12 protein-coding genes are annotated in these 14,850 nt (G+C 73.1%); 5 read left to right on the top strand and 7 right to left on the bottom strand.

The genetic code is table 11. The features are described from left to right. The first annotated feature begins 78 nt into the window (after positions 1 to 78). Both DEO23_RS15245 and DEO23_RS15240 read left to right on the top strand, forming a co-directional pair. On the top strand, positions 79 to 1,932 hold the full coding sequence (locus DEO23_RS15245; RefSeq protein ID WP_109276891.1) for an ABC transporter ATP-binding protein: 1,854 nt from the start codon (positions 79 to 81) through the stop codon (positions 1,930 to 1,932). Beyond that, complete coding sequence (locus tag DEO23_RS15240) at positions 1,929 to 3,053, top strand: glycosyltransferase family protein (RefSeq protein WP_109276890.1); 1,125 nt, start codon at positions 1,929 to 1,931, stop codon at positions 3,051 to 3,053. Before DEO23_RS15245 ends, DEO23_RS15240 begins: the two co-directional genes overlap by 4 nt. A gap of 6 nt (positions 3,054 to 3,059) precedes the next feature. Here DEO23_RS15240 and DEO23_RS15235 read toward each other — a convergent pair whose 3' ends face one another. From DEO23_RS15235 to DEO23_RS15225, 3 genes are read right to left on the bottom strand one after another with little or no spacing between them, the layout of a single operon-like run. Next, positions 3,060 to 4,193, bottom strand: coding sequence for a glycosyl transferase (locus tag DEO23_RS15235; protein ID WP_109276889.1), 1,134 nt, complete (start codon positions 4,191 to 4,193; stop codon positions 3,060 to 3,062). Next, positions 4,190 to 5,314, bottom strand: a complete 1,125-nt coding sequence (locus tag DEO23_RS15230) for a glycosyltransferase family 4 protein (protein ID WP_109276888.1) — start codon at positions 5,312 to 5,314, stop codon at positions 4,190 to 4,192. The genes DEO23_RS15235 and DEO23_RS15230 overlap by 4 nt, the downstream gene beginning before the upstream one ends. Continuing rightward, positions 5,311 to 6,693, bottom strand: coding sequence for a glycosyltransferase family 4 protein (locus DEO23_RS15225; RefSeq protein WP_165831876.1), 1,383 nt, complete (start codon positions 6,691 to 6,693; stop codon positions 5,311 to 5,313). Before DEO23_RS15225 ends, DEO23_RS15230 begins: the two co-directional genes overlap by 4 nt. An 80-nt stretch (positions 6,694 to 6,773) precedes the next feature. Between DEO23_RS15225 and wecB the strand changes: the two genes are divergently transcribed. After that, positions 6,774 to 7,841: a non-hydrolyzing UDP-N-acetylglucosamine 2-epimerase gene (wecB, locus tag DEO23_RS15220; RefSeq protein ID WP_109276886.1), complete on the top strand. Its 1,068-nt coding sequence runs from the start codon at positions 6,774 to 6,776 to the stop codon at positions 7,839 to 7,841. Next, positions 7,838 to 9,010: a glycosyltransferase family 4 protein gene (locus tag DEO23_RS15215; RefSeq protein WP_109276885.1), complete on the top strand. Its 1,173-nt coding sequence runs from the start codon at positions 7,838 to 7,840 to the stop codon at positions 9,008 to 9,010. Before wecB ends, DEO23_RS15215 begins: the two co-directional genes overlap by 4 nt. A gap of 4 nt (positions 9,011 to 9,014) precedes the next feature. Here DEO23_RS15215 and DEO23_RS15210 read toward each other — a convergent pair whose 3' ends face one another. Genes DEO23_RS15210 through DEO23_RS15200 form a run of 3 tightly spaced genes read right to left on the bottom strand, consistent with a single transcriptional unit; the run spans position 9,015 to position 12,707 of the window. Beyond that, positions 9,015 to 11,000: a DUF6541 family protein gene (locus tag DEO23_RS15210; RefSeq protein WP_109276884.1), complete on the bottom strand. Its 1,986-nt coding sequence runs from the start codon at positions 10,998 to 11,000 to the stop codon at positions 9,015 to 9,017. Continuing rightward, a complete protein-coding gene (locus tag DEO23_RS15205; protein WP_109276883.1) occupies positions 10,997 to 11,380 on the bottom strand; it encodes a DUF2304 domain-containing protein in 384 nt (127 codons plus the stop codon). The genes DEO23_RS15210 and DEO23_RS15205 overlap by 4 nt, the downstream gene beginning before the upstream one ends. Position 11,381: 1 nt before the next feature. Further along, positions 11,382 to 12,707, bottom strand: a complete 1,326-nt coding sequence (locus DEO23_RS15200; protein ID WP_109276882.1) for a nucleotide sugar dehydrogenase — start codon at positions 12,705 to 12,707, stop codon at positions 11,382 to 11,384. A gap of 156 nt (positions 12,708 to 12,863) precedes the next feature. Here DEO23_RS15200 and DEO23_RS15195 point away from each other — a divergent pair, with 156 nt between their 5' ends. After that, positions 12,864 to 13,571, top strand: coding sequence for a glycosyltransferase family 2 protein (locus tag DEO23_RS15195; protein ID WP_109276881.1), 708 nt, complete (start codon positions 12,864 to 12,866; stop codon positions 13,569 to 13,571). A gap of 15 nt (positions 13,572 to 13,586) precedes the next feature. On the opposite strand, the gene DEO23_RS15190 is transcribed toward DEO23_RS15195, so the two are convergent. Then, positions 13,587 to 14,850, bottom strand: a 1,264-nt coding sequence (locus DEO23_RS15190) for an LCP family protein (RefSeq protein WP_240613444.1), incomplete at its 5' end; no start/stop codon positions are given.

Raw genomic sequence — 14,850 nt, 5'->3', positions numbered from 1 at the left:
GTGCGCATCCCGCGCCGAGGTCCCGTCGGCCGACGTCGGACCCGGTCGTGATCGCACCACCCTCGAAGGAAGGCCCCTGTGAAGCGCACCGTCCAGACCGTGCTGCGCACGCTGTCCGTTCTCCCGCGGGACGCCCGCCGGTTCCTGTGGACCTTCGCGATCATCATGAGCCTGCTCGCGCTACTGGACGTGGTCGCCCTCGGCGCTATGGCCGTCGCCCTGCAGGGACTGATCGGCGGCAAGGACGTGGTGACGATCCCGATCGTGCACTGGCGCTTCGTGGGCTTCGGGCAGATCGTCGCTCTGGTCGGCGTCTTCGTCGTCCTCACCATCGTCAAGAGCGCGCTGAACCTGCTGGCGATCCGGGAGGCCACCAAACGCTTCGCCAAGCACGAGGTCGCCATCGGCCAGATGCTGTTCCGCTCCTACATGTCGGCCCCCTGGGTCGACCGCACCTCCCGCTCCAGCCAGGAGATCATCCGGATGGTCGACTCGGGCGTCGCGGCCGTCGTCGCCAACGTCCTGATGCCGTCGATGACCGTGGTCAGCGAGTTCGCGACGATCGCGGTGATCACCGTGGGCCTGTTCGTCATGGACTGGAAGCTCGCGCTCGCGACCACGCTCTACCTGGGCCTGGTCGCCCTGGTCATGTCCCGCGTGATCTCGCCGCTGGCGGTGAGGAACGGCGCCGTGAACCGCGACAACTCGATCCGCGTGGTGCGCCTGCTCGGCGAGGTGCTCTCCTCCCTCAAGGAGATCACCCTGAAGGGGAACGAGAAGCAGGTCGAGCAGATCGTCGCCGACCGCCGCGATCTGGCCTCCCAGACCCGCGCCTTCGCCCAGTACTACAACCAGATGCCGCGCTTCGTGCTCGAGGCGGGGCTGGTGGGCGGCTTCGTCGTCGTCGGCGGGGTCGGCTACCTCTCGGGCGGGCCGCAGGGCGCCCTGTCCTCGGTCGCGCTGTTCGGCGTCGCGGGCTTCCGTCTGGTGCCCTCGCTGACCCGCTTCCAGTCCACCCAGAACCGCATCCTCACCAACGCCGCGTTCTCCGACTACATCATCGACGACATCGAGCAGGCCCGCGAGGCCGTCACCCGCACCGAGAGCCCCGACTCCGCGCAGCTCGGGGCCGACGAGCGGCGCGACATCGTCCTCGAGGACGTCTCCTTCGTCTACCCCAGCCGCGAGGAGCCCGCCGTCCGGGACGTCTCCCTGCGGATCCCGGCGGGGTCCTCGGTCGCCTTCGTGGGGACCTCCGGGGCCGGGAAGTCCACGATGGTCGACCTGCTGCTGGGCCTGCTGGCGCCGAGCCGCGGCCGGATCCTGGTGGGCGGCCAGGACATCACCACCGTCATGCGGCAGTGGCGCTCCCAGGTCGGCTACGTCCCCCAGGAGGTCGCCCTGTTCGACGTCTCCGTGGGGGAGAACGTGGCGCTCACGTGGGATCCCGCGGACGTGGACGAGGACCGGGTGCGCGAGGCCCTGCAGCGCGCCCAGCTGCTGGAGGTCATCGAGGAGAGACCCGAGGGGATCCACGGCCGCGTCGGCGAGCGGGGCACGACCCTCTCCGGCGGTCAGCGCCAGCGGCTCGGCATCGCCCGCGGCCTGTACGCCGAACCCCGCGTGCTCGTGCTCGACGAGGCAACGAGCGCGCTGGACACCGCCACCGAGGCAGCCGTCACTGCGGGCATCCGCGAGCTCGGCGAGCAGGTCACCACCATCACCATCGCCCACCGCCTGGCGACCATCCAGCACTGCGACGTCGTGTTCTACATGCAGGAGGGCCAGGTGCTCGCCCAGGGCAGCTTCCAGGAGGTCGTCGCGGCCGTGCCCGCCTTCGCCGAGCAGGCGGCGCTCGCAGGTCTCGGAGGCGGCGTGCAGCGCTCGGACGCGCAGCAGGAGACGGGGGAGCAGGGAGTGGGCGAGCGATGAGCAGGCTGCTGATCCTGTCCTTCTCCCGTCTGGAGAGCGATCCGCGGGTGCAGCGGCAGATCGACCTCTTCGCCCCGCGGTACCGGGTGACGACGGTCGGCTTCGGGCCGCGCCCGCACCCGGACGTGGAGCACGTGGAGATCCCCGAGGGCACGCGCGCCTGGCCCAGCTCCAAGCAGCACCTGCTCACCCGTCGCTTCCGCGGCGCCTACTGGGGGATGAGCGCCGTCCGCGCCGCCCGTGACCTCCTCGCCGACCGCGTGGGCACGATGGACGCGGTGCTCGCCAACGACACCAACACCCTGCCGCTCGCCCTCTGGCTCCGGCCCCGACGGGGCGTGCACGCCGACCTGCACGAGTACGCGCCCCGCGAGAAGGAGCACCAGCGCTCCTGGCGCTGGTTCGTCGCGCCCTACCAGCGCTGGCTGTGCCGCACGTGCCTGCCGCGGGTCGCCTCGGCGACCACGGTCTCCCCGGGGCTCGCCCGCGAGTACTCCGCCCGTTTCGGCATCGAGGTCGAGGTCGTCACCAACGCCTCCGCCGAGCGGGACCTGCCCGTGCGGCCGACGGGCGCCCCGATCCGGCTCCTCCACACGGGCGTCGCCCGCGCCAACCGCCACCTCGAGGCGATGATCGAGGCGATGCGCGGACTCGAGGGGCACGCGAGGCTCGACCTCATGCTGATGCCCAGCGAGCCCGGGTACATCGAGCGCCTGAGGGCTCTGGCCGAGGAGGTCCCCGGTGTCGCGCTGCGCGACCCGGTGCCCTACCCGCAGCTCGTGGACACCGTCGCCGAGTACGACGTCTCCCTCGTGGTCTTCCCGAACACGACCTTCAACCTGACCCACTCCCTCCCCAACAAGCTGTTCGAGGCCGTGCAGGCGCGCACGGGCGTGATCGTCGGCCCCTCCCCGGACATGGCCGAGCTGGTGCGCGAGCACGGGATCGGCGAGGTGCTGCCCGCTGCCGACGCGGCGGCGATGCATCTGCAGATCGCGGGCCTGACGGACGAGACCATCGACCGGTGGAAGCAGGCGTCCGACGCGGCCGCGTCCGCGCTCAGCGCCGAACGGCAGGTCCGGACGTGGGAGAAGGCCGTCGCGGCGATCCTGGGGGAATGAGGGCCCTCAGCCCCTGCGCAGTCGCGGCAGCATCTGCACGGCGAGCGACGATGCCATGAACCGCGGCGGTGCCTCGCGGGCGAGCAGCTGGGTGATCTCGCGGGGCAACAGCGTCGCGGGCCGTCCGTGTCGGCGGCGGTCGCGCGCGGCGGTCATCAGCTCGGCGGCGTCGATCGCAGGATCCCCGCAGGCATCGAGCAGCCGCCGGTCCGCGCGCGAGAGCGGACGCTCGCAGCCGGGTGCTGCGCGGAGCACGTCGGCCGTGATCCGGGCGAGGGACTCGCGCTCCTCCGCGGTCCAGATGCGGGCGTCCTGGCGGTAGAAGACGGCACCGAACACGTGGATGCGCAGCAGCTTGGTGCCGATCGCGCGGCGCGCGGGGCAGGGGAGCGCGGCGAACCAGTCGGCCTCGAGCAGGTCGGGGAAGAAGCCGAGCTGCTCGCGCATCGGGCGGATCACGTAGGTGACGCGGTCGCCGGCGTCCTCGCCGATCACGTAGGGCGGGCCGAAGCGGTCGTAGGCCGTGGGCACGCTCGCCATCAGGCGGGTCACCATGGCGACGTCGCCGCCGACGGTGGCACCCTCGACCAGTTGCGCGCCGGTGCGGCGCAGCATGGCCCGGCTCATCAGCCCCAGCGGCGCCGAGCGGTAGGCCAGGCGATCGTGCACCAGGTCCACGCGCCCGCTGCGCAGCATCCGCACCGCGGGTGTCGGCACGCCGTGCCCCGCGGTCCCGAGGGCGAGGCGGGTGATCACGAACTCCGCGGCGGTGGCCTCCTGCACGGCGAGCCACGAGGCCACCGCACCGGGGGCGAGGGTGTCGTCCGAGCCCATGATCGCCACGAAGGGGGCGCCGTCCTCCCGCATCCCTGCGTTGAAGGGGCCGGAGGCGGAGCGGAGGGTGTCGCGGTGCTCGAGGATCCGCACGCTCTCGCGGTGCTCGGGCCGGATCGCTCCGCGGATCTCCTCGGCGGGGCGGTTGTGGGCCACGACGGTCACGTCGGCGTGCTCGGCGTTGCCCTCGAGGATCGAGGCGACCGCGCGGCCGACGGGCCGCTCAGGGGTGTGGCAGGCGATGACGACGTCGACCGGCTTCTGCCCGGTGGTCGCATCGGGTGCGCTCGGACGGGGTGTGCTCATCGCTCGCCCTCCGCGCGCTCGCCCTCCGCCTCGTCGAGCAGGCGCGTGTACTGGGCGGCGTAGGCCGCTCCGACGGCCCGGGAGGAGAAGCGCTCGCCGATGGTCGCGGCGATCTGCTCGCTGCTGAGCTCCCGCGTGCGGGCGTCGAGGTCGGTGATCGCGGTGGCGTACCGCTCCGGGTCCTGCGCGTCGATCAGCGCGCCCACGGACTCCTCGACGTACTCGCCCTGGCCTCCGGTCGCGCCGAGCACCACGGGGCGCCCGGCGACGATCGCCTCGGCGGCCGAGACGAAGAAGTTGTCGGCCCGGGTGGGTCCGAAGAACACGTCGGCGCGGCCGAGGGCCTCCCGCACCCCCTCGGGGCTCGCCGTCCCCGGCAGGGAGAGTCGATGTGCGACCTGCAGCTCGCGGGCCAGGGTGAGGGTGCGCTCGCGCAGCGGGCCCTCGCCGAGCCACTCGAGGTGCACGTCGACACCGCGCGCCGCGAGCACGGCGAGCGTGCGCACGGCGGTCAGCGGGTCCTTGCGGTCGATGAGCCCGCCGGTGGAGACCAGGCGCAGGGTGCGGTCGCTCCGGGCGCGTCGCGGGACCAGCGGGCCCGGGTCGACGACGCAGGGCACCACGTCGGTGGGGCGGTGCCCGCGCGCTCGCCGCAGCGGCTCGGCGAGGTACTCGCAGACCGCCGTCGCGCGGTCCGGGCCGGCCAGCAGGCGTGTGAGCGCGGGCAGGGCGAGACGGGCCGGCGCGGACAGCGTCCCCGGCGTGGTCAGGGCCGACCAGTGCTCGGTATGCAGCCACGGGGCGCGCGGACGGCGCAGGGCGAGGGGCAGCAGCGTCGAGAAGGCCATCGAGTGGACCACGTCCGCGTCCGCCATGGCTGCAGCGAGCGTCCGGGAGGCGCGCAGGATCTGGTCGGGCCGACGGGGGTCCATCGGGACCCGCAGCACGTCGATGCCCTCGTGGACCAGGCGCCGGGTGCCGTCGTCGTCGGCCGGGGGCACCAGGTGCACCAGGCGCACCTCGGCGTGCTCGGCGATCGCGAGCGCGTCGCGCGCCACGAAGGAGCCGCGCGAGGGCGCGATCGCGGTCGGGAACCAGGTGGTCACCAGCGTCGCCCTCATGCCGGATCCTCCGTCCCTCGGGTGCCGGCCATCGCCCGTCGATAGGCCTCGAGCATCCGCTCGGCCTCGTGCTCCCAGGTCAGCTCGGGGGCGACGGCGCGGGCGCGCGCGCGGTAGGTCTCGGGGTGCTCGAGGATCCGCAGCAGGGCGGCGGCGAGCTCGCGCGGGTCCTCGCTCGCGAAGACCTCGCCCACGCCGAGCTCCTCGACGACGGCCCGCATGTCCGGCAGGTCGGCCGCGGCGATCGGCAGGCCCGCCCGGATCGACTCGAACAGCTTGTTGGGCAGCGCGTAGCGGTAGGACAGGCACACCGGCTGCACGTGCACGACGGCGACGTCGCCGTCGGCCAGCGCCGTCGAGACCTGGTCGGGGGCGACCGCACCCACCAGGTGCAGGCGACCTGTGACCCCGGCGGCACGCGCGGCCTCTTGCACGCGGGCGAGGTAGTCCTCCTCGCCGTAGCCCAGCAGCACCAGGTGCACGTCGGGCGGGAGATGGGGGAGTGCGGCGAGGGTCTCCTCGATCCCGCGGGAGGTCGTGATCCGTCCGCCGTAGGCGATCACCCGGTCCGACGACGAGAGCCCCGCCCGCTCGCGCAGAACCCCCTGGGAGCGCTCCGGGACGGGACCGGCGACCGGAACGTTGCGCACCAGGACCGGCGGCTCCGGCAGTGCGTAGGTGCGCTGCAGCCAGGCGGCGATCGAGGGGGAGACCGTCATGACGGCGTCGGCCCGGGGCACGGCCAGATGCTCGACGAGGGCGTCCAGGAGCGGGGCGAGCAGCCTGTGCTCGGGCACGTTGCGGTGGCGCCACAGCTCGTGGGAATCCAGGACCAGGCGCACGTCGCGCCCTGCCTGCCTGCCCAGCAGCTGGATCGCGAGGGCCGGCACCAGGGCATTGGTGTCGTTGGCGTGCACGACCTGGGGCGCGAAGGCGTGCCCGGCCCGGGCCGAGCGCCACCACCAGGTGCCCAGCTCGACCGTGCGGTAGGCGCGCCGACCGAGGTCCGCGGCGATCCGCATGCCCGTCCGCACGGCCACGTCGCGGATCCGCGACGGGGGAGGGACAGGTCGATCGGCACCGCCCCCGGCGGCGGGGGCCGGCGCCGGCGTCCCGTCGCCGGCAGGACGCCGCGTCAGCCGGGTGAGCCGCGGTGCGATCCGTTCGAGAGCGAACTCGGGGACGCGCTGGAGGTCCAGGTGCTCGGCCAGCTCCGTGATCCCGGCCGCGTGTCCCTTCAGCCGCCGCTCGACGGCGATGATCCGCACGCGCATCCCGGCGCCGCGCAGTGACGCGGACTCCTTGAGGACCCGCGAGTCGTTCGCGGCGTCGTTGTGCACGAGCACCGCGACGCGCGGGGCGGGGGCAGGCTCGGGCATGGCGCTCCTGGGACGAGGAGGGTGGGTCGGGCACACTGTACCTGCGCACATGCCCCGAGCCCTCCAGGAGGACGCGCCCCATGAAGATCCTGTCGGTGGTGGGCGCGCGCCCCCAGTTCGTCAAGCTCGCCGCGGTCGCCGACGCCGCCGCGCAGTACGAGGACGTCGAGCACGTCATCGTCCACACCGGGCAGCACTACGACGCGGCGATGAGCGACGTCTTCTTCGCCGATCTGCGCATCCCCGCGCCCGACGTGAACCTCGGCGCGGGCTCGGGCAGCCACGGCCGCCAGACCGGCGCGATGCTGACGGCGCTGGACGAGGTCCTCGAGACCCACCGGCCCGACTGGGTGCTCGTCTACGGCGACACCAACTCCACCCTCGCCGGCACCCTCGCCGCGGTGAAGATGCACGTGAAGGTCGCCCACCTCGAGGCGGGCCTGCGCTCCTTCAACCGGCGCATGCCCGAGGAGCACAACCGCGTGCTCACCGACCACGCAGCCGATCTGCTGCTGGCCCCCACCGAGGTCGCCCGCGGTCACCTGGCCGACGAGGGGCTCGAGACCCGCACCCTGGTGGTCGGGGACGTGATGACCGACGTCTGCCTGCGCGTGGCCGATGCCGTCGCAGACCGGACGCCGATGCTTCCGGCGGGCATCGACCCCGCCGAGGACTACGCGGTCGCCACCATCCACCGCGCCGACAACACCGACGACCCCGAGCGGCTCGCCGCGCTCCTCGCCTCCCTGCAGCAGGCGCCGCTGCCCGTCGCCCTGTTCGCGCATCCGCGCCTGGTCGCGAAGGCCCAGGAGGCCGGGATCACGCTCGAACGAGGGTCGGTGCACGTGGGCGATCCGCTCGCGTACCCCGATCTCGTCGCCGCCGTCCGCCGTTCCCGCGCCGTGGTCACCGATTCCGGCGGACTCCAGAAGGAGGCCTACTTGCTGGGAGCACCGTGCGTGACCGTGCGCACCGAGACCGAATGGGTGGAGACCCTCGCGGACGGCTGGAACCAGCTGGTGCCCGACCCGAGCGGCATCGCAGCGGCCCTCGAGCGACCACGACCGATCGCCCGCCGCTCCGAGCACTACGGCGACGGGCACGCCTCCGAGCGCGTGATCGACGCCCTGCGCGAGCGCAGCCGATGAGCCGCCGGCCCCACGTGGTCCTCGCCAGCCGCGTCTTCACCCCCGAGGCGGTCGCGGCCGCCTTCCGCAACGAGGCCCTGGTGCGCGCGCTCGAGGAGACCGGCGCCGAGGTCACCGTGCTGACCACGCGCCCTCCGCGCGGGGTCGCGGGGAGGGACCGGGTGCGGTCCGTCTCCCGGTTCCCCGTCAAGCGCGACCACCAGCAGCAGGTGCGCGGCTACCTCAGCTACATGAGCTTCGACGTGCCCCTCGCACTGCGTCTGCTGTTGCGGCGCCGGCCCGACGTGATCGTCGCCGAGCCGCCGCCGACCACCGGCATCGTCGCGACGGTCCTGGGCGTGCTGCGCGGCGTCCCCACCGTGTTCTACGCGGCCGACGTCTGGTCGGATGCGACCGAGAGCGTCCAGGGTGTGCCGGCCCCGGTCCGCGCCGCGGTGCGGTGGATGGAGACCACCACCTGGAAGCGCGCCGCGAGGGTGCTCACGATCTCGACGGGGGTGGACGACAGGGTCGCCGCGCTGATCGGCCGCCGTCCCTCGCTGCGGATGGTCGGCAACGGCATCGACACGGACGTCTTCACGCCCGACGGGCCCGGGCCCGAGGAGGAGACGGAGCTGGGGCCCTACTTCGTCTACGGCGGCACGGTCTCCGAGTGGCAGGGGGCCGACGTCTTCGTCGAGGCCTTCGCCCGGGTGCGCGCCGAGCGCCCCGGGGTCCGCCTGCTGTTCTTCAGCGAGGGCAGCGGCAAGGAGGCTCTGGCGGCGACCGTCGAGGCCGAGGGCATCGAGGGCATCGAGTTCCGTGGACGGCTGGCCCCCGCCGAGATGTCGCGGATGCTGCGCGGCGCCGTCGCCGGGCTCAGCTCGATCACCCCGGGCCTCGGCTACGAGTTCGCCCTCCCCACCAAGATCTACGCCGCGACCGCGTCGGGGACGCCGGTGATCCATGCCGGTGAGGGGGCCGCCTCCGAGCGGGTGCAGGGCGAGGGCCTGGGCTGGGCGAGCGCCTACGAGCCGGGAGCCGTCGCCCGCGCGATGCTCGGTGCCCTGGACGGCGAGGGCGCACCGGAGACCGACCACCTGCGAGCGTGGACGTTCCAGAACGCATCCCTGCAAGGTGCCGCGCAGAAGGCGGCCTCCGCCGTCCTCGAGGTGGTGCGTCGGGGCTGAGCGCTCACGCGGAGCAGTCCACCTCGATCAGTTCCGAATGGTCCGTGCGGAAGACGACGTGGCCCAGAGCGGGATCGGCGCGATTGACGAGGTCGAAGGTCGAGGACCACGAGTAGGTCTCGTACTCCTTGTAGATGTAGCCGACGTCCGCGTCGGCGAGCATCCCGCACTGCGTCGCGAGCGGCACGGCGCCGTCGGTCCCGGCCAGGGAGTAGAGCAGGGAGCGGTCCTGCTGGGTCAGGGCCATCCCCGCCACCGGGAAGTACGCCTGCTGGCCGTGGATCGCGTACATGTGGGAGGCCCCCGAGAACGGGCTCGCGAGCACCTTCTTGGAATGGTCCATCCCGGGGGCCGCCCTCGCCCACGCCTCGACCTCGTCCTGCTGGAGGAAGCGGCCGCGTCCCTCGGAGGTCCAGGCGAGGTTCTGCTGGGCGTTGCCGATGCGGGTGGGCACCGAGCTGGCGGCGGCGACCACGGCGAGCAGCGCGAGGGCGGTGACCACCCACCGCGGCACGGCCTCGCGGTGCGGGGAGAGCACCCGCGACCAGGCGCGCAGACCAGGGATCACCAGCACGCAGGTGAGCATCGTGACGGGCATGGCCAGGCGGTCCTGACCGCGGTAGAAGAGGGTCGAGAGGTTCAGGGGGGAGTCCACGGCGGCATCGAGGTACAGCGCGCCCATCACCACCCAGGCCACCACCAGCCAGCGCTGCGGGCTGCGCCAGGAGGCGACCAGCCCGGGCCACCACAGCAGGGCGAGCACGACCCCGAGGGCCATCGGCCACACGGTGAGCAGTCCGAGCAGGAGCTCTCCGACACCGGACCACCACGGGACCTGGAGACCACCCGCGAACCCGGTGACGACGGAGGCGAGCGGCGTCCAGGTGAGCAGCGCGACCGGCACCAGGGCCGCGATCGGCACGGCGGCGAGCAGTGGACGGGAGCGCAGATGGGGGAGCGCGGTGACGGCGCTCAGCGCCGCGATCAGCCACAGCGCACTCACCGCGACGTTCGGGTGCATCAGCGCCAGTCCCAGACCGGCGCCGAGGAGGGCCAGCACCGAGGCGAGATGACGCCGCGCGGGCCCTCCCGCACTCGCCGTGCCTGCGCCGGCGGCCGCACCGACGTCGGTGCCGCTCCCCGGCGCCGCGCCGGTCACCTCCCGCAGCAGGGCACCCCACAGGGCGACGATCGCCGCGGTCACCCCGGGCAGCATCGCGAAGCCGACCATGTTGGGGATGGCCGAGAGGTGGATCCACTCGTCCCAGGGCGCGGCGGGGGCGAGCAGACCGGTGACGCTCGCGGCGAACGGCCCCCAGGCGACCTCGGGCCACAGGGCGCGGGCCAGCAGGGCCATCCCCGTCACCCAGGGCACCACGGCGAGCACCAGGCAGGCGGCGTTCAGCACCACGGGGATCGGCACCATCGGCACCAGGGAGGCGAGGGCGTGGAACCCGCCGGGGTAGGGGTTCGGTGATCCCGTCGTGCTCGCGACCGTCCCGATCACCAGGGAGGAGGCGTCGTGCGTCTCCCGGATCCGCTCCAGGGCGGAGAGGTGGTAGAGCGTGTCCCAGCGCTCCAGGACGCGGTCGGCGCCGCCGGCGGCGTAGGCGATCGGGACCAGCGCCACCAGGGCCGCGCCCGCGATCCACCAGGGAGCGCCGGGGACGCGACGCCCGCCCGAGGGACCCTGGGGCGTGGGCTCGACGTCGAGCACCGTCGCGGGCAGACGCATGCCGAGGCGGCGCGCGAGGTACCCGATCGCGATCATCAGGGCCGCGAGCACCCCGAAGGTGGCCAGCGACCACGGGACCCCGACCGTGCCCGCGATCACGGCGCCCACCCCGGCGATCGCCGCGCCGAGCGAGGGCGCCAGGGCGAGGGCGAGCAGGCGACCGCCGCCCAGCACGCGCACGGCCAGGAAACCGGGGACCAGGGCGGCGGCGAGCACCACGCCGCCGGCGAGGATCAGCAGCAGGAGGTCGGTCATGCGCTGCGGTCGGTCCGCTCTCGGTACGCCTGCGGCGACTCGGCCTCGTCCAGGGCGATGCGGCGGGCGAGATGGGTGATGCGCTTCTCCTCGTTCTTCGCGCGCACCTCCTGCAGGGCGATCAGCCCCAGCAGGACGATCACCGTCGCGTACAGCAGCAGGTCGGCTCCGCGGCCGACGCCCACCAGGTGCGCGAGGCGGGTGAGCAGGCGCGGGAAGGCGACCGCGGCCACGGCGAACACGGCGAAGCCCATGATCAGCAGTCGCCGCACGGCGAGCTGGCGGGCACCGCGGGTGCGGAACAGCCAGAAGGTGATCCCCAGGATGCCGAGGATCAGCAGGATCTGGATGACCAGGGTCGAGCCCACCACCCCGACCATGTCAGTCCTCCGCTGCCGCGCGGTGGGTCGAGGTGGAGCCGTCGCCCAGGACGAGCCGGGGCGTGCCCTGCCAGGCGTCCGCGTCGGTGATGTCGCGGCCGTCGATCAGCAGTCGCACCCCCGGGACGTCCGCGGGCGCGAATTCGCGGTACTCGGGATGGTTGGTCTGGACGATCACGAGGTCCGCGGGGTCCCCCTGGTGCCATGCGGCCCAGCCGTACCCGGACAGCTCCTCGTCCGTGTAGAAGGGATCCTGCACGCTGACCTGCGCGCCGCGCTCCTCCAGCTCGGCGACCACGGGGAAGACCCCGGAGAACGCGGTCTCCTTCACCCCCGCGCGGTACGAGGCGCCCAGCACCACCGCCCGCAGTCCCGAGAGGGAGCCCAGCAGCTCCTCGGCCCGCTGCACCAGACGGCCGGGCACCGAGGCGTTCAGCGCCCGCGCGGTCCGCACCGTCTCCGCGTGCGGATCGGTCGAGAGGTACAGGCGCGGGTACACGGGGATGCAGTGCCCGCCCACCGCGATGCCCGGCTGGTGGATGTGTGAGTAGGGCTGGGAGTTGCTGGCCTCGATGACCTTGTAGACGTCGATGCCGTTGTCCTGGGCGAAGAGGGCGAACTCGTTCGCGAGTGCGATGTTGACGTCCCGGTAGGTGGTCTCGGCGAGCTTGGCGAGCTCCGCCGCCTCCGGCGAGCCCAGGTCCCACACCCCGTTCTCGCGGGGGAGGTCCGGCCGCGCATCGAAGGTCAGCACCGACTCGTAGAACTCCCGCGCCCGCCGCGTGCCCTCCTCGCCGATCGCTCCGATCAGCTTGGGGTAGCGGCGCAGGTCGGCGAACACCCGACCGGTCAGCACCCGCTCCGGGGAGAACACCATGAAGAAGTCCTTCGACTCCTGCAGCCCGGAGATCTCCTCGATCATCGGGGTGAAGCGATCCCGCAGGGTCCCCACCGGCAGCGTGGTCTCGTAGACGACGGTCGTGCCGGGGGTGAGGTGCTCGGCCAGGGACCGGGTCGCGTCGTCCATCCAGCCGAAGTCCGGCTCGCTGGTCTCCTCGTCCACGAACAGGGGGACCACCAGCACGACCGTGTCGGCCTGGGGGATCGCCTCGGCGTACTCGGTGGTCGCGCGCAGGCGCCCGGTCGGCACCAGCTCGGTGAGCTTCTCGGCCAGCTGCGCCTCCCCGGGGAACGGCTCGCGGGCGGCGTTGATCGCCTCGACCTGACGGGGGTTCACGTCCACCCCGACGACCTGGTTCCCGGCCTCCGCGAACTGGACGGCCAACGGCAGCCCGATCTTCCCCAGAGCGACGACGGCAGTGTTCACCGGTACCTGCTTCCTCCCGTGGACGGGCGCGTGTGAGTGCGTGGTGGCGGGGGTCGGGGTGCGCTGCGCGACCCGGTGGACAGGGTATCCTCCTGGCCCTGAGCGCACGGCGACGGCGCGCTCACCGCCGGCCCCGTCCGCCCCAGGAGGGATGCAGTGCACCAGCCCTCGCAGAGGCCCGAGCAGCGTGCCCCGGGGTCCGCGTCGACGTGGTTCGTGATCCCCCTGTTCAACGAGGCCGCCGTGATCGGCGACGTGGTGCGCGATCTGCGCACGCGGTACCCGCTGGTGGTGTGCGTCGACGACGGCAGCCGGGACGGCTCGGCCGCGATCGCGGCCGCGGCCGGTGCGGCGGTGGTGCGACATCCCTTCAACATGGGCCAGGGCGCGGCCCTGAAGACCGGCATGGACTACGCGCTGCGTGATCCGGAGATGCGCCAGATCGTCACGTTCGATGCGGACGGTCAGCATCGGGTCGAGGACGCCGCCTCGATGATCGCGCTGCGCGAGGCGGAGGGGGTCGACGTCGTGCTCGGGTCGCGTTTCCTGGACGAACGCACCCGCCCGGGTCTCGTCAAGCGCCTCGTGCTGCGCTCCGCCGTGTTGTACACGAACCTGACCAGCGGCGTGAAGCTCACGGACGCCCACAACGGGCTGCGGGTGATCGGCCGCGACGCCTGTGCGCGCCTGGTGATCGAGCAGAACCGGATGGCGCACGCCTCGGAGATCGTCGACGAGATCGGCCGCCAGCGCCTCAGCGTGCGCGAGCACCCGGTGCACATCCTGTACACCGACTACTCGCGCGGGAAGGGCCAGTCGATGCTGAACTCGGTGAACATCATCATCGACATGCTCTTCCGCTGAGGCCGGGCCGCCTCCTCAGGAGGACGAGGACCCGCCGGAGTCCTTGGTCGCGGTCCCCTTGCCGATCGCGTCGAAGAAGGAGTGGACCTGGTCCTCGTCGGTCTGGATCGCGACCCCGGAGTTCTGGGTCTGGAAGTTCTCGCTGACGATCGGGATCGAGAGGTTGGTCTCGTCCTTCATCGAGCGCCGCATCGTCAGACCCGCCCGGCCCAGGTCCACCAGGCCGGTGTGGTCGTCGGTCAGCAGCGCACCCGAGCCGGCGCCGGCGAGCTTCGCCTGGGCGAACGGGTTCAGCAGCACGGCGGGGGAGGTGGCGCGGTCCATGAGGGCCCCGACGAACTGCTGCTGGCGCTGCTGCCGGCCGATGTCGGCCGTGGGATCGAAGTAGCGGGCGCGGACGAAGGCGAGGGCCTGCTCGCCGCCCACGTCGTGGCAGCCCTTGGTCATCTTCAGACCCGACTTCTCGTCGTCCACGTCCTTGTCGATGCACAGGTTCACGTGGTCGACCGCGTCGACGGTGTCGGTGACGCCGTCGAACCCGACCTCCACGTAGTGGTCGACGCTCAGACCGGTGAACTTCTCGACCGTCTGGACCAGGAGCTTCGGTCCGCCCATGGAGTAGGCGGCGTTGAGCTTGTACTTGCCCTTCCCGGGGATGTCGACGAGCGTGTCGCGCGGGAGGGAGACCAGGTAGGACTTCCCGTTGGGGGCGCGGTGCAGCAGCATCATGGTGTCGGCGCGGCCGCCGGTGGTGCCGTCGTCCTTCACGCTCTTGCCGCCGCGGGCGTCGGAGCCGGCGATCAGGTACGTCGTCCCGGCGGTGTCGGACGCCTCCGAGAGCGCGTCGACGTGGTGGATGCGCGAGTCCGCCCACAGGGCGAGGCCCGCGCCCCAGCCGATCACCACGATCAGCACGAGGGCGATCAGCGTCGCCCCGAGCCGTGCGGGTCGCGGGACACGGGAGCGCCGACGGGGCCCGCGGGGACCGGAGGGCCCGGTGGGATCCGTGGGCGGAGGGGTGTCCGAGCCGCCGCCCGCGGCGCCGCCGCGAGCGGTCCGGCCGCTGCCGGTGGCGCGACCGGCCGAGGCGCTGCCGACGGGGATGCTGCCGCCGGCACCTCCCTCGTGGTGGCGGACCCCGCGGGAGGGCGGGGCCTCCCGGTCGGAGGTGGGCAGTGCGCGGGTGGGCTGCTCGGCTCTGATCGGCCACGGCCTGCGGCAGGTCGTCGGGCACGACGTCCACCACGTGGGCGCCGCTGCGCTCGAGCGCCCGGGAGAC

This window comes from Brachybacterium endophyticum, from assembly GCF_003130585.1.
Classification (GTDB): Bacteria; Actinomycetota; Actinomycetes; order Actinomycetales; family Dermabacteraceae; genus Brachybacterium; species Brachybacterium endophyticum.
The sequence above is the reverse complement of the archived record's forward strand: the minus strand, read 5'-3'. Positions and strand labels throughout refer to the sequence as shown.

Excerpts from the sequence above, each read along its gene's own strand:
- DEO23_RS15215 (WP_109276885.1), top strand. The coding sequence starts at position 7,838 with ATGAGCCGCCGGCCCCACGTGGTCCTCGCCAGCCGCGTCTTCACCCCC.
- wecB (WP_109276886.1), top strand. The coding sequence starts at position 6,774 with ATGAAGATCCTGTCGGTGGTGGGCGCGCGCCCCCAGTTCGTCAAGCTC.
- DEO23_RS15210 (WP_109276884.1), bottom strand. The coding sequence starts at position 11,000 with ATGACCGACCTCCTGCTGCTGATCCTCGCCGGCGGCGTGGTGCTCGCC.
- DEO23_RS15225 (WP_165831876.1), bottom strand. The coding sequence starts at position 6,693 with ATGCCCGAGCCTGCCCCCGCCCCGCGCGTCGCGGTGCTCGTGCACAAC.
- DEO23_RS15230 (WP_109276888.1), bottom strand. The coding sequence starts at position 5,314 with ATGAGGGCGACGCTGGTGACCACCTGGTTCCCGACCGCGATCGCGCCC.
- DEO23_RS15240 (WP_109276890.1), top strand. The coding sequence starts at position 1,929 with ATGAGCAGGCTGCTGATCCTGTCCTTCTCCCGTCTGGAGAGCGATCCG.
- DEO23_RS15205 (WP_109276883.1), bottom strand. The coding sequence starts at position 11,380 with ATGGTCGGGGTGGTGGGCTCGACCCTGGTCATCCAGATCCTGCTGATC.
- DEO23_RS15235 (WP_109276889.1), bottom strand. The coding sequence starts at position 4,193 with ATGAGCACACCCCGTCCGAGCGCACCCGATGCGACCACCGGGCAGAAG.